Origin of the sequence: Nocardioides panaciterrulae (genome assembly GCF_013409645.1) — a bacterium.
GTDB lineage: Bacteria > Actinomycetota > Actinomycetes > Propionibacteriales > Nocardioidaceae > Nocardioides > Nocardioides panaciterrulae.
The window spans coordinates 2,698,372-2,719,439 of sequence record NZ_JACCBG010000001.1; the positions used below are offsets into that span (position 1 = coordinate 2,698,372).

Sequence of the window (21,068 nt, forward strand, 5' to 3'; positions counted from 1 at the left end):
CGCACCCGTGCACCGAGCTGCGGCTTGCCGCCCGGGCCGATCCGCTCTTGCCGCAGCGCGCGTCACAGCGAAATGACAATGGGGCCCTGGCCAGCGTTTTCGCTGGCCAGGGCCTCACTTCGCCTCTGTACCCCCGACCGGATTCGAACCGGCGCTACCGCCTTGAGAGGGCGGCGTGCTAGGCCGCTACACAACGGGGGCTTGCCTTGCCGCTCTGATCGAGCAGCGGGTGAAACCCTAGTAGAACTGGGCTTTTCACACCAAATCCCGGCCGATTGGACCGGGACTTCGCTGGGATACTAGGACTCGAACCTAGACTAACTGGACCAGAACCAGTCGTGCTGCCAATTACACCATATCCCAATGGCCGGGCCCGTCCGGTTTCCCGCCGAGCCGAGATGGAACCTTACACGCGCCCCTTCGGGGCGAGCAAAACGGCCCTCTCGGTGGCCGTTCGGACGCCCGTACGACGGGCCGCGAGCAGCGCGAGGCCGAGGTAGACCAGCGACTGGGTGAGCGTCACAGGGATGCTCCACCAGCTGCCGCCGGTCGGGTTGAGCGTCGACCCCATGTCACCGAACGCCAGCGCGAGACCGAACGCCAGCCAGTTGTTGAGCACGTGCATCGCGATCCCCGCCTCGAGCCCGCCGGTGCCGATCACCAGCACCCCGGCCACCACGCCGAAGGCGAACCGGTCGAAGAAGACCGGCGCGCTCTGTGCACCGTGAGCGAGCGCGAACAGCACCGCCGGCCCCACCACCGCGACCCACCGACTGCGGAACAGCCCGCCGAAGGCCTGGGTGAGGTAGCCGCGGAACGCGTACTCCTCCCCCGCCGCCTGCAGCGGGGTGAGGAACAGCACGACGAGCAGGAAGCCGCGGGTGGTGTCGGTGAAGCTGTTGAGGTGCCCGCTCAGCTGCGGGTCGCTCGACGAGGACGGCACCAAGGACGAGACCAGCAGCGTCGCGACCAGCGAGAGCACCGCCAGCCCCAGGCAGGTCGCGAACCACCGCCACCGCAGCCGCGGCCGCACCGAGGCCAGCCAGCCGGGTCGCAGGCCGTGCACGAGCCGCTGGAGGGCCCAGGTGACCGGGATCGCCGCCGCGAGCACCAGGTTGAGGTACGCCAGTCCGGCGGGCGTCGGGTCCTGCAGGTCGACCAGCCGGTGCATCTTGGCGCCGACGTCGTCACCGGCGGCGGCGTACCCGGCGGCGAAGGGCAGCTGCACGAGCAGCGGCACCAGCCCGAGCATCACCACCACGAGCCCGAACGTCCCCACGACCGGGCGCCACCAGCCGGGCCGCCCTCCCCGGTGGACCTGGTGGTAGTCGAGCCCCGGCCGGGGCGCCGGGACGGGCAGGCCGGTCACGTCAGGCCAGCGCGCCGCGCAGGCGGGCGAGGGACCGCTCCCGGCCGAGCAGCTCCATCGACTCGAACAACGGCGGCGAGACCCGGCGACCGGTCACGGCCACACGGACGGGCCCGAACGCGTGCCGCGGCTTGAGGCCCATCTCGTCGACCAGCTTCGCCTGCAGGGCGGCCTGGATGTCGGCGGTCGACCAGGACTTCACGTCCGCGACCGCGTCGTGCGCGGCCCGGACGACCCCGCGCCCGGTCTCGTCGAGGAGCTTGGCGGCGTCCGCCTCGTCGCGCGTGAAGGCCGCCTCCTCGACGAAGAGGAAGCCCAGCATGTCCACGGCCTCGGTCAGCTTGTTGATCCGCTCGGCGACCAGCGGCATGGCGAGCTCGAGCAGCTGCGCGTCGGAGTCCCGGACCGGATCGCCGACGACGCCGGCCTTCTTGAGGAACGGCAACACCCGCCGCGTCATCTCCTCGACGCTGAGCATCCGCATGTGCGCGGCGTTGATCGCCTCGCACTTCTTCAGGTCGAAGCGGGCGGGGTTCGGGTTCACGTCCTTCAGGTCGAAGACCTCGACCATCTCCTCGAGCGTGAACACGTCGCGGTCCGCGGCGATGGCCCATCCCAGCAGCGCCAGGTAGTTGAGCAGCCCCTCGGGCAGGAAGCCCTGCGCGCGGTAGAGCTCCATGTGCGCCTGCGGGTCGCGCTTGGACAGCTTCTTGTTGCCCTCGCCCATGACGTAGGGCAGGTGGCCGTAGGCCGGCGTCTCGGTGGCGACGCCGATCGCCTTGAGGGCCTCGAACAGCGCGATCTGGCGCGGCGTGCTGGAGAGCAGGTCCTCGCCGCGCAGCACGTGGGTGATCTCCATCGTGGCGTCGTCCACCGGCGCGGTCAGCGTGTAGAGCGGGTCGCCGTTGGCTCGGGCCAGCGCGAAGTCGGGCACGTGCTCGGTCTGGAACGTGATCTCGCCGCGGACCAGGTCGTCCCAGGTGACCGACCCGTCGGGCATCCGGAACCGCACCAACGGCCGGCGGCCCTCGGCGCGGAACGCCGCGACCTGCTCCTCGGTGAGGTCGCGGCAGAAGCCGTCGTACCCCATCACCTTGGAGCCCGACGCCTTGCGGCGCGCGTCGACCTCCTCGGTGGTGCAGTAGCAGTCGTAGGTGAACGACGAGGCGCGCAGCCTCGCCAGCACGTCGGCGTAGATCTCGGTCCGCTCGGACTGCCGGTAGGGGCCGTGCTCGCCGCCCTTCTCGACACCCTCGTCCCAGTCCAGGCCCAGCCAGCGGAACAGGTCGATCAGCGAGTTGTAGGACTCCTCGGTGTTCCGCTCCTTGTCGGTGTCCTCGATCCGGAACACGAACGTGCCGCCGTGACGACGGGCGAAGGCCCAGTTGTAGAGGGCGGTGCGGGCCAGCCCGACATGCGGCGAGCCGGTCGGGCTCGGCGCCATGCGGACGCGGATGGGACGGGTGCGCAACCCCTGGTCGGTCAACCCCTGGTCGTTCAACGCAGTGCCACCTTGTTCGTGAGAGTGCCGAGTCCGGCGATCGAGATCTCGACCTCGTCGCCGACGTTCATGGGACCGACACCGTCCGGGGTGCCGGTGAGGATGACGTCGCCAGGCAGCAGCGTCATCACGCTCGAGACGTGCGCGACCAGCGTGGGGATGTCGAAGATCAGGTCGCGGGTGTTGCCGTCCTGCTTGAGGTCACCGTTGAGGAACGTCTGGACGCTGCGGCCCTCGGCGAAGTCGTTGGGGTCGAGGTCGGTCTCGATCCAGGGCCCGAGCGGGCAGAAGGAGTCGAAGCCCTTGGCGCGGGTGAACTGCACGTCGGAACGCTGCAGGTCGCGGGCGGTGACGTCGTTGGCGATCGTGTAGCCGTGGATCACGTCGGTCGCCTGCTCGCGCGGCACGTCCCGGCAGATCCGGCCGATCACCACCGCCAGCTCCCCCTCGAAATGCAGGTTCTGGGTCTGCTTCGGGTAGAAGATCGGGTCGCCGGGGCCGACCACGCTGGTGTTGGGCTTGAGGAACATCAGCGGCTCGGCCGGCACCTCCCCACCCATCTCGGCGGCGTGCGCCGCATAGTTCTTGCCGATGCCGATCACCTTGCTGCGGGGCAGGACCGGGGCGAGCAGCCGGACGTCGGCGAGCTTGTGCTCCTGGTCGAGCAGCTTCACCCCGACGTAGAGCGGGTCGCCAGCCAGCGCCACGACGACGCTGTCCTCGTCGGGCTGGCCGAACTCGTCGACGTCGCCGGTCACGACGCCGTACATGGGGTCTTCTCCGGTGGTGAATCTCGCGATGCGCACGCCGCGAGCCTATCCACCTACGATTTCGTGCCGTGGAGGTGATGGAGGAGCCCGAGTGGCGCGCGTGTGCCGCGGCACACGCCGCGCGCGTCGACGACTTCGTGCGACCGCACCTGGCCCGTCGCGAGGCGCGGGTCAAGCACCCCGTGCACGACTTCCTGTTCACCTACTACTCCCACCGGCCGGCGCAGCTGCGGCGCTGGCACCCGGGGTACGGCGTCGCGCTCGCCGGCGACGCGTCGGAGTACGCCGGGCTGAAGGGCTACGAGGGTGGGGTCGCCGGCCGGCCCGTGACCGTCAGCGAGGAGTGCGTCGCGTCCCGGCGGCCGCTGCTGGAGTCCCTGCACCGGCTGCTGGCCGCCACCGCCGGCCGGTCCCCCAACTTCGGCTGCTTCGGGATGCACGAGTGGGCGATGGTCTACCGCCTGGACGAGGACGAGACCCGGCACGCGGACCGGACGCTGCGCCTGGGGCCGGCGGCCACCGACCAGGTCGTGGAGTCCCATCGCATCGCCTGCTCCCACTTCGACGCCTACCGGTTCTTCACCGGGCCCGCGCGTCCGCTGAACACGCTGCAGCCCACCTCCGCCGATCGGCCGGACTTCGAGCAGCCGGCGTGCCTGCACGCCGGGATGGACCTCTACAAGCACGCGTTCCGGCTCAGCCCGATGATCCCCAGCGATCTGGTCGCGGACTGCTTCGAGCTGGCCCGCGACATCCGAGTGCTCGACATGCGGGCGTCGCCGTACGACCTCGCCGACCTCGGCTTCGACCCGGTGCGCGTCGAGACGGCCGAGGGCAAGCAGCAGTACGCCGCCGCGCAGCGCGTGTTCGCCGACCGGGCCGCGCCGCTGCGGCAGCGCCTCATCGACGAGTGCCGGGAGCTCCTGGAGGTTGCGGGTCACGGCTAGGGTGCCCGGATGCGAGTGCGGCAGGCCCTGTCCCGGCTCGGCGCCGCGTTCTGGACGATCCCGGCCGTCGGAGCGGTGCTCGGCGTGGTGTTCGGCTGGCTGGCCCCCCGGATCGACCTGCGCCTGGGCGGCCACGACGGCCTGCTCTTCGGCGGCGGCCCGGACTCGGCGCAGGCGATCCTGCAGACCGTGGCCACCTCGGTGCTCACCTTCGCCGGCCTCACCTTCTCCATCACCGTGGTGGCGCTGCAGCTCGCGTCGAGCCAGTTCAGCCCGCGGGTGCTCGGCCCGCTCCTGCGCGACCGCTGGACCGGGAGCGCGCTGGCGACGTTCGTCGGGACGTTCGCCTACTGCCTGATGGTGCTGCGCGAGGTGCAGAGCGAGACGGCGGAGCGGGAGGCCTTCGTGCCAGGGCTCGCCGTCGGGCTGGCGCTCGTGCTCGCGCTGACGGCGATCAGCGCCCTGGTCGGCTTCATCCAGCACATCGCGCAGTCGCTGCGCGTGGTCACGATCATCGACCGGACCTTCCGGGACACCGCGGCCGCCCTGGACGCGTGGTACGGCGGGGACCAGGAGCGGGCCGGCGCCCTGGTCGAGGGGCCGCGCCGGATGGTGACGGCTCGGCGCGACGGCGTGCTGGCGTGGTACGACCGGGACGCCCTCGTGCGGCTGGCGGCCGAGCAGGACCTCAGCATCGAGGTGCTGGTCCCGGCCGGCTCGTGGGTGGTCGCGGGACGGCCCCTGCTCATGGTGCACGGCCGAACCGACGAGGACGTCGACGCCGACGCCGCCCTCGGCCTCGGCCACGAGCGGCAGGTGGCCCGCGACCCGGCCTACGGCTTCCGGCTGTTGGTCGACATCGCCGAGCGGGCCCTGTCCCCCGGTGTCAACGACCCGACCACCGCGGTGCAGTGCCTGGACCGGATCCACTCGCTGCTCGCCCGGCTCGCCCGCGAGGATCTCGCCGTCGGCGACACGGTCCTCGACGGCGTGGTCCGGCTTCGACTGGCGGTGCCGACCTGGGAGGACTACCTCGGGCTGGCCTGCGACGAGATCCGGCACTGGGGCATGGGGTACCTGCGGGTGCACCGTCGGCTCGAGACGATGCTGCACGACCTCGAGCGGCATGTCCCGGTGGAGCGGGAGCAGGCCGTGCGAGAACAGCTGGCCGCACTGCGGCAGGTCCGCACCGAGGAGGTGCACTCATCCTGGGAGCTGGCCTCCACCCACGGCGATCCCGCCGAGGTCCACGAGCTGCGTGGACCACAGGCCCGATGAGCCGGCGCCGCGGCCCGGACGACGCCGGATCGGCGAGCGCGACGTCCGCGGCACGGTCTAGCGTGGCCCGCATGCGACCCGGACGCGCCCTGATCCTGCTGCTCGTGGTGCCGCTGCTGGTCGGGGTCCTGGCACCCGCCGCTCGGGCGGGCGACCCGCGCTGGGTGTTCTACAGCCACGACGCGACCCGCTACACCTCGCCGTGGTTCGCCGGGGCGCACCGGATCATGGTCCCGTTCGGCTGCACCCGGGCGCCGTACTACTCCCCGGACCCGCGCTGCGCGCACGAGCGCGGCTTCCACCACGGCATCGACGTGGCGATGCGGTGCGGGACCCCGCTGTTCGCGCGGTTCGGCGGCCGGGTCGTCTCGCACGCGTCGCTGGGCCCGGCGTACGGCGACAACCCGGTGCTGATCCGCAACCGGGCCCGCGGCTACGACCTGGTCATCGGCCACACCCGCCGGGTCTTCGCCCACCCCGGCGACCGGATCCACCGGGGCCAGCGGATCGCGCTCGCCAGCGACAACGGCGCACCCGACGGCTGCCACCTGCACTTCGAGCGACGTGCGCTGCACGGCGACCTGGCGACCGCCGTCCGGCCGCGGCGGCTGCTCGACCTGACCCCGAAGGAGAGGCGCTCGTGAGCGACCAGCGCGTGCTGGCCAACTTCCTCACCGCCGACGGCCGGCTGCACACCATCCCCGCCAAGCGCGCCAAGCTGCTGGTCGTGCTCGACCACCTCGCGCAGTCCTTCGAGCCCGGGGTGCACTACCCGGAGGCCGAGGTCAACGAGATCCTCACCCGCTTCCACCCCGACTACGCCGCGCTGCGCCGCTACCTGGTGGAGAGCCTCTTCCTCACCCGGGAGAACGGCAGCTACTGGCGCAGCGGCGGCACCGTGACGGACGGCGCCGCGGCGGACGGCACCGAGGCGTACGGCGCCGCCGATGCCTGAGCCTGAGCCCCCGGTCGTGCGGCAGGACCGGCGCGACGAGGACTGGTACGGCGAGGACCTGGGCGCGGTCCGCTTCGAGGAGTGCACGTTCACCGGTGTCGATCTCAGCGAGGTCACCACCGCCGGGGCGCTCTTCGACCGCTGCACCTTCCACGGCTGCCGGTTCAACGCCTCGGTCCACGACGGCTCGGCGTTCGTGGCGTGCGACTTCCGGCGCACGAGCTTCTTCGACGCGACGTTCGAGGGTTGCAAGCTGCTCGGCTCGGTCTTCAGTGAGTGCACGCTGCGCCCGATCCGAGTCAGCGGCGGTCAGTGGCGGGGCGTCACCGCCCGCGGCGCCAACCTGTCCGGGCTCGACCTGGCGGGCCTGGACCTGCGCGAGGCGGACCTCTCCCTGGCCAACCTCACGGGCACCGACCTGCGCGGCGCCCGGCTCGCCGGCGCCAGCCTGCGCGAGGCCGAGCTCGACGGTGCCGACCTGCGTGGTGCCGACCTGGACGGGGTCGACCTCGCCGCGGCCCAGTTGCGGCGTACCCGCCTGGATCTCGCCGGGGCGGTGCTGCTCGCCGAGCTGCACGGCGCGCGGGTGGAGACCTCGGCGGAGGACTGAGCGGCACCCCGGGCCGGAGCGGGGCCGGCGCCCGGCCGGCGCCGGTCAGACGTCGTCGAGGACGTGGCGCAGGTAGCGCATCGGCGCGTCGAGGTAGCGCCGCCAGTGCTGCACCAGCTCGAGGTCCTCCCAGGCCGCCTCGCGCATCCCCCACGGGCCGACCTCGAGGATCCGGGCGCCGGGCAGCGCCACCAGCAGAGGTGAGTGCGTGGCGCAGAGGACCTGGGCGCCACCGGCGGCCAGGTCGTGCAGGGTGCCGACGAGCGCGATCTGGGCGCTGAAGGACAGTGCGGCCTCGGGCTCGTCGAGGCAGTACAGGCCGGGTGAGTCGAACCGGGTCCGCAGCACCTCCAGGAACGACTCGCCGTGGCTCATCTCGTGGAACCTGGGATCGCGCTTGCCGGGGTTCTCCTCGAGATAGGTGTAGAAGCTGTGCATGCTCTCGGCCCGGAGGAAGAACCCCCAGCGCGAGCCGCCGAGGGACCGGTCGAGCCGCAGCCACCGCCACAGGTCCGACTCGGTCGACCGGGTGGAGTGCCGGGCGCCGGTCGAGCCGCCCTCCGGCGAGAGCCCGAAGGCCATGGCGACGGCCTCGACCAGCGTGGACTTGCCGCTGCCGTTCTCCCCGACCAGGAAGGTCACGCCGGGGGCGAGGTCGAGTCCCTCGCGCAGCAGCTGGTCGACGGCCGGGACGGAGGCGGGCCACTCCCCGCTGCCCGTAGGGGCGTGGTCGTTGGCGGCCACCCGGCGCACGATCCGGTGATCGCGCGCCCAGCCGCCGGGCGTCCCGGCTCCGGTCTCGGCCATGGCCGAGACGCTACCGGCGCGGCCACCACGGCACCGCCCACTTCGGTGAGCGGGCCAGCGATCAGTGGGCCAGCGACTCCCGCCGCAGCCGGATCCCGTCGAGCACCAGCGCCAGGCCGGTGAGGAAGTCGGACTCCTCGCGCGGCTCGTCGGCGATCGCTCCGGCGCTGCCCGCCTGCAGGTGGGTCTGCTCCTCGGAGACGTGGCCGAAGACGTAGTGCAGCAGGGTCCGGGCGGCGGTGCGCGCCAGGCTGTCCCCCAGCCCGGCGGCACGCAGGGTGGACCCGAGGTCGGCCGTGGGGCCGTCAGCGCCGAGCCCGAACGCGTGCACGGTGGCCACGACCTCGGCACCGTCGCGGTAGGCGAGCATCGCCTCGCGCAGTCCGACGCAGACCGCGACGACGCGCTGCTCCCAGTCGGCCGGATCGGGCAGCGGCCGCTGCCCGCGGGCCAGGATCTCGTCGGCCACGGCGGCCAGCAGCGTCTGCTTGTTGGCGAAGTGGTGGTAGAGCGCGCTGGGCTGGACGTCGAGCTCGGCGCCGAGGCGCCGCATGGTCAGGTCCGCCAGGCCGTAGCGGTCGAGCACCTCCAGCGCCCGTTCGACGACGTCCGTACGCCGGTAGCGCATCGACTCCCCCTGTGCGGTCGGTCCGGGTGGCGGGCCGCGTTGACGACCCACCGACGTCCACCCTAACCTGAACGCCGTTCACCTGACCACCGTTCAGGTCGGCCCGCAGCAGAAGGATCCCCCGATGACCGCCTCCTCGCCCCGCCGCAGCTCCAGCACCGACCTCGCACTGATCGCCGGGTTCGGCGCGCTCGTCGCCGTCTGCGCGGTGCTGCCCTCGATCAACGTCGCCGGCCCGGTCCCGATCACCCTGCAGACCTTCGGGCTGCTCCTCGCCGGCGCCGTCCTCGGCGCCCGGCGCGGGTTCCTCGCCGTGCTGCTCTACCTCGCGGTGGGCGCCGCCGGGCTGCCCGTCTTCGCCGGCGGCACCGCCGGCCTCGGGGTCTTCTCCGGCCCGACCGTCGGCTACCTCGTCTCGTTCCCGTTCGCGGCCGGGCTGTGCGGCCTGGTCGTCGAGCGGCTGCCCCGCCGGGCCATCCAGACCAGCGTGCCGCTGATCTTCCTCGCGACCGTCGCCGGCGTGCTGCTCAACCACGCGCTCGGCATGGCCGGCCTGGTGTGGCGGCTGGACATCTCCTGGGCCGCGGCGTTCGACATCGACAAGGTCTTCTGGATCGGGGACCTGCTCAAGGGCCTGCTGGTCGCGGTCGTCGCCACCGCCGTCCACCGCGCCTTCCCCGACCTGCTCGGCCGCCGGCCCGGTCGCCGGGACACCGCTCCCGCCGACGGCCCCACGGGGGGCACCACGGAGGGCTCCCCGGAGAACCCCGTCGTCGCGTGAGCCGCATCGACCTCGACCGGGTCAGCGTCCGGGTCCCCGCCGCGGACGGCGACCTGCTCATCCTCGACGAGACCTCGCTGACGCTCACCGAGCAGCGCATCGCGCTGATCGGCCCCAACGGGTCGGGCAAGTCGACGCTGGCCCGGCTGGTCAACGGCCTGGTCACGCCGACCACCGGGCGGGTGGTGGTCGACGGTCTGGACGTCGCAGAGGAGGGCCGCGCCGTACGCCGCCGGGTGGCGTTCGCGTTCACCGACCCGGCCGCGCAGCTGGTGATGCCCACCGCCGTCGAGGACGTCGCACTGTCGCTGCGACGCACCCACCGGGACAAGGCGGCCCGGCGCCGGGCCGCGCTGGCGGTGCTGGCGTCCTACGGCCTCGAGGGGCTGGCGGACCGCAGCGTGCACGCGCTCTCCGGCGGCCAGCGGCAGCTGTTGGCGCTGGCGGGGGTGCTGGCCACCGAGCCCGCGGTCCTGGTCGCCGACGAGCCGACGACGCTGCTCGACCTCGGCAACAGCCGCCGGGTCGGCGACCTGCTGCTCGCGCTGCCCCAGCAGCTGCTGCTGGTCACCCACGACCTCGAGCTCGCCGCCCGCTGCGAGCGGGCGCTGGTGGTCGAGGGCGGCCGCGTGGTCTTCGACGGGGCCGCCGAGGCGGCGGTCGCCCGCTACCGGGCCACGGCGTGACCGGCACCCTGCTCGGCGCCTACCGGCCGGGGCGGACCCCGCTGCACCGGGCCCCGGCCGGCGCGAAGCTGCTCGGCTTCCTGGTCGTGGGCGGGGTGGTGGTGGCACTGCGGGGTCCGGCCGGCGCCCTGGCGCTGCTGGCGGCTGCGGTCGCGACCTGCGCCTGGGCCAGGACCGGGCTGCGGGCCACGCTGGGCGCGCTGCGCGGCGTCCTGGTGATGGCCGTCCTGCTGGCGGCGTACCAGGCCTGGCAGCACGGCTGGCCGCTCGCCGTGGAGTCGGTCGGCGACCTGCTGACCCTGGTGCTGCTCGCGACCGTGCTCACCACCACCACGCCGGTGGACGAGGTGCTCGACGCGATCGCCGCGGGGCTGCGGCCGCTGCGCCGGGTCGGCGTCGACCCCGAGCAGGTGGCCCTGGCGTTCTCGCTGATGATCCGCGCGATCCCGACCACCCTCGAGATCGCCGGGGAGACCCGCGACGCCGCGCTCGCGCGGGGCCTCGAGCGCGACCCCCGCGCCCGGCTGACGCCGATGGTGATCCGGGTCGTCGCCCACGCCCGTGCGACCGGCGACGCCCTGCACGCCCGCGGCATCGGCGACGACTGACGCGCACACACAGCGGGCGCGCCCTCGGCGTCACCTCCGTCGGGGCGGCCTCACCAGCCGGGCGGGCGACGGTCCGCCCAGGGGGCGGCCGCCTCGAGCTGGGCCGCGAGCGAGAGCAGCAGCTCCTCCTCGGCGGGCCGGGCGGCGAGCATCACGCCCACCGGGAGGCCGGCCGGCGTCCAGTGCAGGGGCAGCGAGACCGCGGGCATGCCGGTGACGTTCCAGGCCGAGGTCCAGGGCGTGAACGCCTTCTGGGCGGCGAAGTCCCGCGTCGGGTCGGCGTCGTCGCGCATCGCCCCCACCAGCGGGGGCAGCGCGGCCAGGGTCGGCGTCAGCACGGCGTCGTACGGCGCGAGCGCGGTCAGCGCGCCCGCGGCGAACCGCCGCATCGCCCCGATCGCGAGCCCGAACTCCGGCCCGCTGACCGCCCGCCCGCGCTCCGCGAGCCAGCGGGTCAGCGGGCGCAGCAGCGGTTCCCGGTCCGGCGGCACCACCGACAGGGCGGTCAGCACCGCCCAGCAGGTCTCGAAGACCGGCACGGCCTCCCGCGGCAGCGGGACGTCGACGTCGACGACCTCGTGCCCGAGCGACGCCAGCAGCGAGGACGCCTGCTCCCAGGCGGCCACGCAGTCCGCCTCCACCGCCACGTCGGCGATGACCGGCCGGACGAACCTCGCCACCCGGAGCCGGCCCGGCTCCCGCTCGCAGGCGGCGAGGAAGGTCCCCGACGGCTCCGGCGCCCAGGAGGGGTCGCCGAGTCGGCGGCCGGCCAGCACGTCCAGCAGCGCAGCGGCGTCCCGGACCGTGCGCGCGAGCGGACCGGCCGTCGCCAGCCCCACCGGGTCGCCGTACATCGGGTGGCCGCTGATCCGCCCCCGGGTGGGCTTGAGCCCGACCAGCCCGCAGCAGGACGCCGGGATCCGGATCGAGCCGCCGCCGTCGGAGCCCTGGGCGAGCGGCACCAGCCCGGCCGCGACCGCGGCCGCCGCGCCGCCGGAGGAGCCGCCGGCCGTGCGGCTCCGGTCGTACGGCGTGACCGCGGGCGGGGCGACGTCGGGCTCGGTGTAGCAGGGCGACCCGAACTCCGGGGTGTTGGTCTTGCCGAGGCTGACCAGGCCGGCCGCCTCGAGCGACAGCACCACCCCGTCGGACACCTCCGGCACGAAGTCGCGGAACGCCGCCGAGCCGAAGGTGGTCCGCACGCCGGCGGTCAGGTTGAGGTCCTTGACCGCGGTCGGCACGCCCGAGAGCGGCGACTCCCCCTGCTCCCACGCGTCCGCGCGCGCCCGGGCCCGCTCCGGGGTCACGGTGACGAACCCGCCCACGTCGTCGAGGCGCTCGACCCGGTCGAGGTAGTGGTCGACCAGCTCGCGCGGTGACACCTCGCGGCGGCGCACCAGCGCTCCCTGCTCGAGGGCGGTCAGGTCGTGCAGCTCGGCCATGGCGCGACGCTACCGCGCGCGGTCCCCCGGCCGGCCCGGCTCGGCGCGGCTCGGCACCGTCAGCGGGACACCGCGGCGCGGCCCCGCCGGGCGAGCGCGTCGATCGTCACCGCCAGCACCAGCACGATCGCGGTCACGATGAACTTCGACGGGGCGCTGTAGCCCTGCAGGCCCATGCCGTTGTCGATCGCGGCGATCACCAGGCCGCCGAGCACGGCGTGCAGCGGCTTCCCCCGGCCGCCGAACAGGCTGGTGCCGCCGATGACGGCGGCGGCCACCGCGTAGAGCACCAGCGTCCCGCCGTCGTACGACGTGGAGACCGACCGCAGCCGCGAGGCGTAGACGATGCCGGCGATGCCCGCCGTGAACGACCCGAGCGCGAACGCCACCGTCCGGATCAGCGCGAGGTTCACGCCGGCCCGGCGGGCCGCCTCGGGGCCGCCGCCGATCGCGTAGACGAAGCGGCCGAAGCGGGTGCGGGCCAGCACCACCGTCCACGCGAGCAGCACCGCGAGCACCAGCAGCAGCACCCAGGGGACGCCCTTGATCGGCACCAGCACGCCCCGGTCGGTGTTGCAGATGGCCACCACCACGACGCCGGCGGTCAGCGTCAGCAGGATCTTGATCAGGGTCAGGCTCCGCGGCGGCGCCACCAGGCCGCTGCGCCGGCGCCGTTCGTCGCGGAACCAGGACCACACGCCGAAGACGCCGACCACGACCAGCATGACCACCCAGCTCGCGGCCGGCGAGAGCTGGCCGCTGGCGATGTCGTTGATGGTCGCGTCGTTGACGGGGACCACGCCGCCGCTGCCGAGGATCAGCAGCATCACGCCGAGCCAGCCGAGCTGGCCGGCGAGGGTGACGACGAACGAGGGCAGGCCGATCCGGGTGATGATGGTGCCCTGGAACACGCCGATCGCGGTGCAGGCGAGCAGCGCGGCGGCGACCCCCGCCCACCACGGCCAGTTGTGTTTGTTCGAGATCAGCTCGGCCATGATCACCCCGCCCAGGCCGCCGATGTAGCCGATGGACAGGTCGATCTCCCCGAGCAGCAGGACGTAGACCTCGCCCATCGCCAGCAGCATGAACACCGACCCCTGCACGAGCAGGTTGACCATGTTGCCGGCGGTGAGGAAGTTGGAGTTCAGGTACTGGAAGAACGCCCCGATGAGGATCAGCCCGGCGACCACGGGGAGCGCGCCGGTCTCGCCGCCTCGGATCCGGACCCACTGCCCGCGCAGGTACTCCCCCAGCGAGGTCGCGGTCAGCGACGGGTCGATCGCGACGGCGGCGGCGTCGGCGCCGGTCGGGTCGGCCTCCTCCGGCGGCTCGGGGGTCCGCGGCACGGTGCCTCCGGTGGTCATGGCGCCTCCGTCCGGCTCGCCCCGAGGCGGTCGGAGGAGCCGGTGGTCATCAGGTCGACGACGCTCTTGCGGTCGAGGTCCTCGACCGGGCGGATGGCCACCAGCCGGCCGAGGCTGAGCACCGCGATCCGGTCGGCGACCTCGAACACGTCGTTCATGTTGTGCGAGATCACCAGCACGGCCAGGCCCTGGTCGGCCAGCCTGCGGATCAGCGAGAGCACCACCTCGGTCTGCGCGACGCCGAGGGCGGCGGTGGGCTCGTCCATGATCACGAGCTTGGAGTTCCACAGCACGGACTTGGCGATCGCGACGGACTGCCGCTGGCCGCCGGAGAGCGACGCGACCGGCTGCCGGATCGACCGGACCGTGGTCACGCGCAGGCTGGTCAGCGTCTCCCGTGCCGAGATCTCCATGCTCTCCTCATCCAGCAGCCACCGGCGCAGCCGCTCCCGGCCCAGGAACATGTTCTGGACGATGTCGAGGTTGTCGCAGAGCGCGAGGTCCTGGTAGACGGTCTCGATGCCGAGCGCGGCGGCGTCCCGCGGGCTGTGCAGCTCGACCGGCTGCCCCTCCCACACGATCCGGCCGCCGTCGGGCGCATGGATCCCCGCGATGCACTTGATGAGCACGGACTTGCCCGCGCCGTTGTCGCCGGCCAGCGCGGTGACCTGCCCGGCGGCCACGTCCAGGCTGACGTCGGTGAGCGCCTGGACGGGCCCGAAGTGCTTGTCGATGTGCTCGAGTCGCAGCAGCGGGCCCGCGGCCCCGGTCACTGGATCCCCGCGTCCTTGCAGGCCTGCTGGAGCGAGGAGATGCACAGGTCGGACGTCTTCACCGCACCGTCCTTGACCACCGTGTCAGCCATGTTGTCCTTGGTCACCCACAGCGGCGTCTGGAGGCTGGACTGCACGTCCTTGCCCACGGTGTCGTCCTTGGTGGACCCGTTGACGAGCCCCGAGGGCACCGGCTGGCCGGCCCGGAGGTAGAGCGCGATCGCCGCGGCGCTCTGCGCCTCCAGGTAGATCGGCTTGTAGACGGTGCCGCACTGGTAGCCCTTGAGGATGTTCTGCAGCCCGGAGAGGGAGGCGTCCTGGCCGGTGGTGGGGAAGGTGTTGGCAGGCACCTTCTTGCTCTGCAGGTAGGAGATCACCGCGTTGGCGTTGTCGTCGTTCGGCGTCACGACCGCGTTCATCTGCGGGTGTGCGGTGTACTGCTGGGCGAACGTGGTCTGCGCCTTGTCGGGGTCCCAGGTGCCGGCCGGCTCACCGACCTTGGTGTAGTCCCCGCTCTTGAACTTCGGGTCCAGCACGCCGTTGTAGCCCTGGGCGAAGAGCTTGGCGTTGTTGTCGGTCGGGTCGCCGTCCATGATCAGCACGTTGGGGTTCTTCACGCCCCAGTCCTGGATGCAGCTGACCTCGCCCTCGCCGATCAGCTTGCCGACCTTGACGTTGTCGAAGCTGACGTAGATGCGGTCCGAGGGCCCACCCTGGGTGAGCCGGTCGTAGTCGATGACCTTGACGCCCTTGGACGTCGCGTTCTGCTCGATCGCGGCACCCGAGCCGGAGTCCAGCGCGTCGACCAGCAGCACCGAGGCGCCGGCGGTGATCGCGGCCTCCGCCTGCGTCTGCATGGTGCTCGCGCTGCCCTGGGCGTTCTGGATCTTGAACTGCGAGGAGCTCAGCCCGGCCTTCTGGAAGGCCTCCTTGAGGTACGGCGCGTCGAACGTCGTGTAGCGCGCGGACGTCGTGGTGTCGGGGAGCAGCACCGCCACCATCCCCTTGCCCTGCTGGGCGAGCGGCTTGAGCGTCTCCATCGCGGAGAAGTCCGAGGTGAAGTCGGAGTTGGAGATCGCCGGCACGCTGCTCGACGAGCTCGGGTTGCTGCCGGAGTTGTTGTTGTGGCTCCCCCCACCGCAGGCAGCGAGGCTGCTGGCGGCGAGGGCGACCGCGCTGACGGCGGCGGCCCGACGGTTGAGTCGCATGGTGCTCCCCTGTCCCTGGCCTGTTCCTGGCCTCGAGGCCGGATCCCCCGTCCGGGCACCGCAGGGTGCGGCGCACCGCCCAGCGTCCGTCCGGACCTCGTCGGGGGTCAGGGGCGAAGGGCCGGTGGGACGGGACCGTCGGTCCCGTCCCACCGGTGAGCACCCGCGCCTCGTCCGGCGCCGGCGTCGAGCCGCGGCCCAGGCTCAGGCCGCGGCGGTCTCCGCCTCGAACTCCACGAGCGCGGCCACCGCACGGTCGAGGCGGTCACGGACCTCGGGGTCGGTGAGCACGTCCACCTCCAGCGCGGACTGCGAGACCGTGACGTCCTCCACCACGACCGCCCCGGCGATGCCGGCCGAGCGGACGGTGTCGGCGTGCGCCCACTTGCCGCCGTACGGCGTGGGCGTGGCGCCGACGACGCCGAACGGCTTGCCCTGGATCGCGCCCGCGCCGTAGGGCCGGGAGAGCCAGTCGATCGCGTTGTTGAGCACCGCCGGCATCGTCCCGTTGTACTCCGGCGTCACGGCCAGCACCCGGTCGGCGGCCGCGACCTGCTCGCGCAGGCGGGCCGCGGCGGCCGGCACGCTGCCGGGCCGGTCGACGTCCTCGTTGTAGAACGGGACCTGGTCGAGGCCGTCCACCAGCTCGACCGACACGCCGGCCGGCGCGTGCTCGCGGAGGCTCTCGGCGAGCCGGCGGTTGACGGAGTCGGCGCGCAGGCTGCCGACCAGGACGGCGACACGGGTGTGGGGCATGGCGGTTCTCCTCGGGGGTGGGAAAGAGACGTCGATAGTTGGAACCGACCGCGGACCGGTTCGCTTCCACCGGGGCGTGTGAGGAAGCCCTCCCCGCGACGAGACGCGTCACGGCGGCGAGCCCCGGTAGGCGAGGGCGCCGCGATGGGGCCGGTCGGGGCCCCGGCCGCGCGGTCGCGCGCACTCCTCGTGCTTGAGGACGGGTCCCCCAGCCTGAGGACGGCTTTGCCCTAAAGGGCAAGGGGATCCGGGCCACACCATCAATTTGTGGCATGACCGGTCCAGACGGCCGTTCCTAGCGTCAAACGCATGGGAGGACAGGCCTTCCCAGCATCGAGAGGCCTAGGGGGCCAACACATGCACACCATCACCAAAGCGATCGCGTCCGGCGCCACATCGCTCACCTTGGTCGCCCTGCCGGCAGGCTCGGCGCTCGCCCACACCGACGACGGCGGTGGCGGGACCAGCAACGGCAGCACCATCATCAAGATCGCCAAGCACGGACTGCTCAGCAAGAGCCGCAACATCGCGTGGATCAAGGTCAAGGTGACCTGCTCGCCCGACGTCACCGACGCCCGGCTCGAGGGCACGCTCGCGCAGGTGACCCACGGCAACGCCCAGGAGAACACCGGCGTGCTCGCGGCGTACAACGCCTTCGAGTGCAACGGCAACGAGGAGTGGGTCTACCTGCCCGTCCGCCGGCCCACCGGTGGCTTCCACTGGGTCAAGGGCGCCGCGCGCGTCTTCGACTTCGTGTTCGCGACCGAGGACCCGGCCAACGGCTGGACCTACGACCACGCGTCCGGGCGCACCATCTACCTGCGTCGCTGATCGCCGCGCACACCGGGCCCCTCCTCCCAGCCGGGAGGAGGGGCCCGGTGCCGTGCTGCCGGGCCGGGGCCGGCCAGGGGCGGGCGGGGCCGGGCTCAGGCCTGCTGGCGCCGGAGCCCGAAGGTCAGCCCGTCGACGAGCGCCTGCCAGGACGCCTCGATGACGTTGTGACCGACGCCCACCGTGACCCAGGACGACTCGCCGTCACTGGTCTCGATCAGCACCCGGGTGATCGCGTCGGTGCCGTGGCCCTGGTCCAGGATGCGCACCTTGTAGTCGATCAGCTCGAACTTGGCCACCTCGGGGTAGGCCTGCCCGATCGCCTCGCGCAGCGCCTGGTCCAGGGCGTTGACCGGGCCGTTGCCCTCCCCGGTGACCACGAAGCGGACCCCGCCGGCGCGCAGCTTGACCGTCGCCTCCGACACCGCCTCGTCGGAGGTGCTGCGCCGGTCGAGCGTCTCGGTGATCACCCGCCACGACTCGACCTCGAAGTACGACGGCCGCGCGCCCTCCACCTCCTCGAGCAGCAGCAGCTCGAAGGAGGCGTCGGCGGCCTCGAACGTGTGCCCCCGGGCCTCCAGCTCCTTGACCCGCTGGGTGATCCGGGAGACCAGGGCCTTGTCCTCCGGTGATCCGTCGGAGAGGTCGAAGCCGAGCTCGCGGCCCTTCAGCTCGATCGAGGCACGCCCGGCCATGTCGGAGACCAGCAGGCGCATGTCGTTGCCGACGGTCACGGGGTCGAGGTGCTGGTAGAGGTTCGGGTCGACCTTGATCGCGCTCGCGTGCAGGCCGGCCTTGTGGGCGAACGCCGAGGTCCCGACGTACGGCTGACGCGAGGAGGGCGGCACGTTGGTCACCTCGGCGACCGCGTGCGCGATCCGGGTGGCGTCGCGCAGCAGCCCGGCCGGCAGCACCGTGCGGTCCAGCTTGAGCTCGAGGTTGGCCACCACGGTCACCAGGTCGGCGTTGCCGGTGCGCTCGCCGTACCCGTTGATCGTGCCCTGCACGTGGGTGGCGCCGGCCTCCACCGCCGCGAGCGTGTTGGCGACCGCGCAGCCGGTGTCGTTGTGGCAGTGGATGCCCACCCGCACCCCGGTGGTCTCGATGACGTCGTACACCACATCGGCGACCCAGCCCGGCAGCATCCCGCCGTTGGTGTCGCACAGCGCCACGACCTCGGCGCCGGCCTCGGCGGCGGTCCGCAGCACCTCCAGCGCGTAGTCGCGGTTGGCGCGGTAGCCGTCGAAGAAGTGCTCGGCGTCGAGGAAGACCTGCTGTCCCTCGGCCCGCAGATGGGCGACGGTGTCGCGGACCATCGCGAGGTTCTCCTGCAGCGTGGTGCGCAGCGCCAGCTCGACGTGCCGGTCGTGGGACTTGGCCACCAACGTCACGACCCCCGCCCCGCTCTCGCGCAGCGCGGCGACCAGCGGGTCGTCGGCCGCCCGCACCCCGGCCCGGCGGGTGGCGCCGAAGGCCGTCAGCCGCGCGTGCCCCAGTTCCAGCTCCTGCGCGGCCCGGCGGAAGAACTCGGTGTCCTTGGGGTTCGCGCCCGGCCAGCCGCCCTCGATGAAGCCGACCCCGAGCCCGTCCAGCTGGCGCGCGATGGCGAGCTTGTCCGCGACCGTGAGGTTCAGCCCCTCCTGCTGCGCGCCGTCGCGCAGCGTGGTGTCGTAGACGTGGAACGCGCCCTGCAGGTCCATCGGTCTCATCCTTCGTGGTCACGGCGCCCGGTGGTCGCCGGTGCTGGTCGGGCAACAAAAAGACCTCCCGGAGTACGAGAGGTCGGCGCGTCGGCTGCCCCGGGGCGGGGCGACGACGCGCTAGGGAATGATGCCCTGCTGCTGCATGCGGCCCATGCTGCCACGGCTGTCCACGGGGCGGGCGGTGGTCTCGCGATGCGGGCCGGCCCGCGGGCCGCGCGGCGGCGGGCGGTGCCTCAGCGACCCGGCAGGGACGGCAGGCCGTGGGGCAGCGAGAGGCCGGCGAACGGCTGGTCGGTCCCGGGGAACCACGACGTGCCGGCCGAATCCACCCGCAGCACCAGGCCGACGACGACCGCGAGCAGGACCGCCAGGGCAGCCAGCCAGCGCTGCGGCGCCGCCGAGAGCGGGTGCAGGACCCGGGCCAGCGGCGAGCGCACCCGCGACGCCCCGGGCCCCAGCCACAGGGAGCCGGCGAACACCGTGCCGCCGGCGAACAGGGTGGCGGTCGGCCCGGCGGCGACCGCGTAGCAGACGAGCAGGGCGGCCAGCGCGAGGCCGAGGCTCCACAGGGCCAGCACCACGGTGCCCACGATCGAGCGGGTCAGGTGCCAGGGGGCGGCGAGCAGGAACTGGACCCCGTCGTACCACCTGCGTCCGCGCAGGCGGCGCCGGTCCCCGGCGGCGCTCGCCGCCGACGACCCGCTGCGCAGCAGCCAGGTGCCACCGAGCAGCAGGGCGGCGACCGGCCAGGGGTACGCCGCGACCGCGGCCCCGGCCGCGACCGCGCCGGTGAGGAGCAGCACCCCGCGGCGCAGCCGTTCGGGCCACGGCGCCCGCCGCGGGGCGGGCGGCCAGGCCTCCTCCTGGTCCCAGGCCTGCTGCTGGTCCCAGGCCTGCTGCGGCCGGTCGTCGTCCTGGGGCCACGCGGCCCCCTCGGCCCAGGGCTCGGCGGCGCGGTAGGCCGGGTCGCGCCACTCCCCCGGCAGCGCGCGGGTCGGCTCGTGGCCGTCGGGGTCGACGAGGGTCCCGGGGGGTTGCTCGCCGTCAACCCCGTCGGCGAACCCGCCGTCGAACCCGTCGGTCGGGCGGTCGGCGGCCTGCTGGGAGAGGGCCGCGAGCGGCACGGTCAGCGGGTCGACCGGTCGCCCCCGGTGGCCGGGGAGCCCCGGGTGTCGGCGCGTGCCGCCGTCGTCGGGGCGCAGCCAGGCGCGCAGGTCCGCCACGCTCGGCCGGAGCCCGGGGTCGGGGTCGAGCGCCTGCTCCACGACGCCGCGCAGCGGCTCCGGCAGGCCGTCGAGCCGGTGCTCGCCGCGGCGGACCCGGTCCATGATCGCCATCGTGGGCCCGCGGCCGAACGGCGCGCGTCCGGTCCCGGCGTAGGCCACGGTGGCCGCCCACGAGTGCACGTCGGAGGCGGTGGTGGCGTCGTCGCCGTAGAGGATCTCCGGCGCGAGGTAGCCCGGCGTGCCGAGCAGCCAGCCGGTGTGGGTGAGCTTCGGGTCGTCGGCGACCCGGGCCAGGCCGAAGTCGATGAGGATGGGGGTGCGGCCCTCCATCAGCACGTTGGACGGCTTGATGTCGCGGTGCAGCACCCCCGCGGCGTGCACCGTGGCGACCCCCTCGGCCAGGCAGCCGGCGAACCAGGTCAGGTCCTCGCCGGTGATCGGCCCCTCCTCCACGACGTGGTCGTGCAACGAGAGGCCGGGGACGTAGCGGGTGGCGACGTAGGGCACCTCGGCCCAGGGGTCGGCGTCGACGATCTCGGCGACCCAGCGGCTGCGGATCCGGCGCAGCGAGCCGACCTCGCGCGCGAGCCGGGCCCGGGCCTCGTCGTCGCCGACCACGTGCGGCCGCAGCACCTTCAGCGCGACCCGCTCCCCGCCGGGCCGGCGGGCGAGGTGGACCACGCCCATGCCGCCCTCGCCGATCCGGGCGAGGAGGGTGTAGCCACCCACGCTCCGGCTCTCGGGCAGGTCGGGGCGCGGCGCGGTCGTCACGGACCGAGGCTACCGGGGTCGGGGGCCGGACACGGGAGTCCCGGCCCCCGCTAC

The 21,068-nt window shown here is 73.4% G+C and carries 21 protein-coding genes and 2 tRNA genes; 9 read left to right on the forward strand and 14 right to left on the reverse strand.

From position 1 onward, the window contains the following. Positions 1–128: 128 nt before the first annotated feature. From BJZ21_RS12820 to BJZ21_RS12840, 5 genes are all read right to left on the reverse strand, one after another. Positions 129–201: transfer RNA gene (locus BJZ21_RS12820), tRNA-Glu, on the reverse strand. Between the two features lie 90 nt (positions 202–291). Then, positions 292–363, reverse strand: a tRNA-Gln gene (locus BJZ21_RS12825). A 43-nt stretch (positions 364–406) separates the two neighbouring features. Continuing rightward, positions 407–1,369, reverse strand: coding sequence for a CPBP family glutamic-type intramembrane protease (locus BJZ21_RS12830; RefSeq protein ID WP_179664110.1), 963 nt, complete (start codon positions 1,367–1,369; stop codon positions 407–409). A 1-nt stretch (position 1,370) separates the two neighbouring features. Then, positions 1,371–2,813 carry a glutamate--tRNA ligase gene (gene gltX / locus BJZ21_RS12835; protein ID WP_179664111.1) on the reverse strand — a complete coding sequence of 481 codons (1,443 nt, stop codon included), beginning with the start codon at positions 2,811–2,813 and terminating at the stop codon, positions 1,371–1,373. A gap of 53 nt (positions 2,814–2,866) precedes the next feature. Then, complete coding sequence (locus BJZ21_RS12840) at positions 2,867–3,676, reverse strand: fumarylacetoacetate hydrolase family protein (RefSeq protein WP_179664112.1); 810 nt, start codon at positions 3,674–3,676, stop codon at positions 2,867–2,869. A 41-nt stretch (positions 3,677–3,717) separates the two neighbouring features. On the opposite strand from BJZ21_RS12840, the gene BJZ21_RS12845 reads away from it, so the two are divergent. The 5 genes from BJZ21_RS12845 (at position 3,718) to BJZ21_RS12865 (ending at position 7,430) form a co-directional block, all read left to right on the forward strand. Further along, positions 3,718–4,587 carry a 3-methyladenine DNA glycosylase gene (locus tag BJZ21_RS12845; RefSeq protein ID WP_179665684.1) on the forward strand — a complete coding sequence of 290 codons (870 nt, stop codon included), beginning with the start codon at positions 3,718–3,720 and terminating at the stop codon, positions 4,585–4,587. A gap of 9 nt (positions 4,588–4,596) precedes the next feature. Then, positions 4,597–5,865 carry a DUF2254 domain-containing protein gene (locus BJZ21_RS12850; RefSeq protein WP_179664113.1) on the forward strand — a complete coding sequence of 423 codons (1,269 nt, stop codon included), beginning with the start codon at positions 4,597–4,599 and terminating at the stop codon, positions 5,863–5,865. 71 nt (positions 5,866–5,936) lie between these two features. Then, a complete protein-coding gene (locus tag BJZ21_RS12855) occupies positions 5,937–6,509 on the forward strand; it encodes a M23 family metallopeptidase (protein WP_179664114.1) in 573 nt (190 codons plus the stop codon). Next, entirely contained in the window at positions 6,506–6,820 is a 315-nt protein-coding gene (locus BJZ21_RS21010) for a DUF2087 domain-containing protein (protein WP_179664115.1), read from the forward strand. Before BJZ21_RS12855 ends, BJZ21_RS21010 begins: the two co-directional genes overlap by 4 nt. Then, positions 6,813–7,430: a pentapeptide repeat-containing protein gene (locus tag BJZ21_RS12865; protein ID WP_179664116.1), complete on the forward strand. Its 618-nt coding sequence runs from the start codon at positions 6,813–6,815 to the stop codon at positions 7,428–7,430. The genes BJZ21_RS21010 and BJZ21_RS12865 overlap by 8 nt, the downstream gene beginning before the upstream one ends. 45 nt (positions 7,431–7,475) lie before the next feature. On the opposite strand, the gene BJZ21_RS12870 is transcribed toward BJZ21_RS12865, so the two are convergent. Next, positions 7,476–8,237, reverse strand: coding sequence for an AAA family ATPase (locus tag BJZ21_RS12870; RefSeq protein WP_179664117.1), 762 nt, complete (start codon positions 8,235–8,237; stop codon positions 7,476–7,478). 61 nt (positions 8,238–8,298) lie between these two features. Beyond that, the gene (locus BJZ21_RS12875) at positions 8,299–8,865 is read right to left on the reverse strand and encodes a TetR/AcrR family transcriptional regulator C-terminal domain-containing protein (RefSeq protein ID WP_179664118.1); all 567 of its coding nucleotides are present in this window, start codon (positions 8,863–8,865) and stop codon (positions 8,299–8,301) included. 124 nt (positions 8,866–8,989) lie between these two features. Between BJZ21_RS12875 and BJZ21_RS12880 the strand changes: the two genes are divergently transcribed. Genes BJZ21_RS12880 through BJZ21_RS12890 form a run of 3 tightly spaced genes read left to right on the forward strand, consistent with a single transcriptional unit; the run spans position 8,990 to position 10,940 of the window. Further along, complete coding sequence (locus BJZ21_RS12880) at positions 8,990–9,646, forward strand: biotin transporter BioY (RefSeq protein WP_179664119.1); 657 nt, start codon at positions 8,990–8,992, stop codon at positions 9,644–9,646. After that, complete coding sequence (locus tag BJZ21_RS12885) at positions 9,643–10,332, forward strand: ATP-binding cassette domain-containing protein (protein WP_179664120.1); 690 nt, start codon at positions 9,643–9,645, stop codon at positions 10,330–10,332. Before BJZ21_RS12880 ends, BJZ21_RS12885 begins: the two co-directional genes overlap by 4 nt. After that, the gene (locus BJZ21_RS12890) at positions 10,329–10,940 is read left to right on the forward strand and encodes a CbiQ family ECF transporter T component (protein ID WP_179664121.1); all 612 of its coding nucleotides are present in this window, start codon (positions 10,329–10,331) and stop codon (positions 10,938–10,940) included. Before BJZ21_RS12885 ends, BJZ21_RS12890 begins: the two co-directional genes overlap by 4 nt. A gap of 50 nt (positions 10,941–10,990) precedes the next feature. Here BJZ21_RS12890 and BJZ21_RS12895 read toward each other — a convergent pair whose 3' ends face one another. The 5 genes from BJZ21_RS12895 to BJZ21_RS12915 all read right to left on the reverse strand — a co-directional run bounded on the left by BJZ21_RS12895 (position 10,991) and on the right by BJZ21_RS12915 (position 16,483). Then, complete coding sequence (locus tag BJZ21_RS12895) at positions 10,991–12,382, reverse strand: amidase (RefSeq protein WP_179664122.1); 1,392 nt, start codon at positions 12,380–12,382, stop codon at positions 10,991–10,993. A 59-nt stretch (positions 12,383–12,441) separates the two neighbouring features. Continuing rightward, entirely contained in the window at positions 12,442–13,746 is a 1,305-nt protein-coding gene (locus BJZ21_RS12900) for a sugar ABC transporter permease (protein WP_179664123.1), read from the reverse strand. Beyond that, on the reverse strand, positions 13,743–14,519 hold the full coding sequence (locus BJZ21_RS12905) for an ATP-binding cassette domain-containing protein (protein ID WP_179664124.1): 777 nt from the start codon (positions 14,517–14,519) through the stop codon (positions 13,743–13,745). The genes BJZ21_RS12900 and BJZ21_RS12905 overlap by 4 nt, the downstream gene beginning before the upstream one ends. Next, positions 14,516–15,727, reverse strand: coding sequence for a sugar ABC transporter substrate-binding protein (locus BJZ21_RS12910; RefSeq protein WP_179664125.1), 1,212 nt, complete (start codon positions 15,725–15,727; stop codon positions 14,516–14,518). Before BJZ21_RS12910 ends, BJZ21_RS12905 begins: the two co-directional genes overlap by 4 nt. Before the next feature lie 204 nt (positions 15,728–15,931). After that, complete coding sequence (locus BJZ21_RS12915; RefSeq protein WP_179664126.1) at positions 15,932–16,483, reverse strand: NAD(P)H-dependent oxidoreductase; 552 nt, start codon at positions 16,481–16,483, stop codon at positions 15,932–15,934. A 357-nt stretch (positions 16,484–16,840) separates the two neighbouring features. On the opposite strand from BJZ21_RS12915, the gene BJZ21_RS12920 reads away from it, so the two are divergent. Then, the gene (locus BJZ21_RS12920; RefSeq protein ID WP_179664127.1) at positions 16,841–17,314 is read left to right on the forward strand and encodes a hypothetical protein; all 474 of its coding nucleotides are present in this window, start codon (positions 16,841–16,843) and stop codon (positions 17,312–17,314) included. A 95-nt stretch (positions 17,315–17,409) separates the two neighbouring features. Here BJZ21_RS12920 and cimA read toward each other — a convergent pair whose 3' ends face one another. After that, entirely contained in the window at positions 17,410–19,014 is a 1,605-nt protein-coding gene (cimA, locus tag BJZ21_RS12925; protein ID WP_179664128.1) for a citramalate synthase, read from the reverse strand. A 236-nt stretch (positions 19,015–19,250) separates the two neighbouring features. Continuing rightward, positions 19,251–21,014, reverse strand: coding sequence for a protein kinase domain-containing protein (locus BJZ21_RS21420; protein ID WP_179664129.1), 1,764 nt, complete (start codon positions 21,012–21,014; stop codon positions 19,251–19,253). Positions 21,015–21,068: the final 54 nt, after the last annotated feature.

Coding starts and splice junctions, on each gene's coding strand:
- BJZ21_RS12865 (WP_179664116.1), top strand. CDS start 6,813: ATGCCTGAGCCTGAGCCCCCGGTCGTGCGGCAGGACCGGCGCGACGAG.
- BJZ21_RS12845 (WP_179665684.1), top strand. CDS start 3,718: ATGGAGGAGCCCGAGTGGCGCGCGTGTGCCGCGGCACACGCCGCGCGC.
- BJZ21_RS12850 (WP_179664113.1), top strand. CDS start 4,597: ATGCGAGTGCGGCAGGCCCTGTCCCGGCTCGGCGCCGCGTTCTGGACG.
- BJZ21_RS12910 (WP_179664125.1), bottom strand. CDS start 15,727: ATGCGACTCAACCGTCGGGCCGCCGCCGTCAGCGCGGTCGCCCTCGCC.
- BJZ21_RS12920 (WP_179664127.1), top strand. CDS start 16,841: ATGCACACCATCACCAAAGCGATCGCGTCCGGCGCCACATCGCTCACC.
- BJZ21_RS12855 (WP_179664114.1), top strand. CDS start 5,937: ATGCGACCCGGACGCGCCCTGATCCTGCTGCTCGTGGTGCCGCTGCTG.
- BJZ21_RS12870 (WP_179664117.1), bottom strand. CDS start 8,237: ATGGCCGAGACCGGAGCCGGGACGCCCGGCGGCTGGGCGCGCGATCAC.
- BJZ21_RS12895 (WP_179664122.1), bottom strand. CDS start 12,382: ATGGCCGAGCTGCACGACCTGACCGCCCTCGAGCAGGGAGCGCTGGTG.
- BJZ21_RS12900 (WP_179664123.1), bottom strand. CDS start 13,746: ATGACCACCGGAGGCACCGTGCCGCGGACCCCCGAGCCGCCGGAGGAG.
- BJZ21_RS12880 (WP_179664119.1), top strand. CDS start 8,990: ATGACCGCCTCCTCGCCCCGCCGCAGCTCCAGCACCGACCTCGCACTG.
- cimA (WP_179664128.1), bottom strand. CDS start 19,014: ATGGACCTGCAGGGCGCGTTCCACGTCTACGACACCACGCTGCGCGAC.
- BJZ21_RS12875 (WP_179664118.1), bottom strand. CDS start 8,865: ATGCGCTACCGGCGTACGGACGTCGTCGAACGGGCGCTGGAGGTGCTC.
- gltX (WP_179664111.1), bottom strand. CDS start 2,813: ATGGCGCCGAGCCCGACCGGCTCGCCGCATGTCGGGCTGGCCCGCACC.
- BJZ21_RS12915 (WP_179664126.1), bottom strand. CDS start 16,483: ATGCCCCACACCCGTGTCGCCGTCCTGGTCGGCAGCCTGCGCGCCGAC.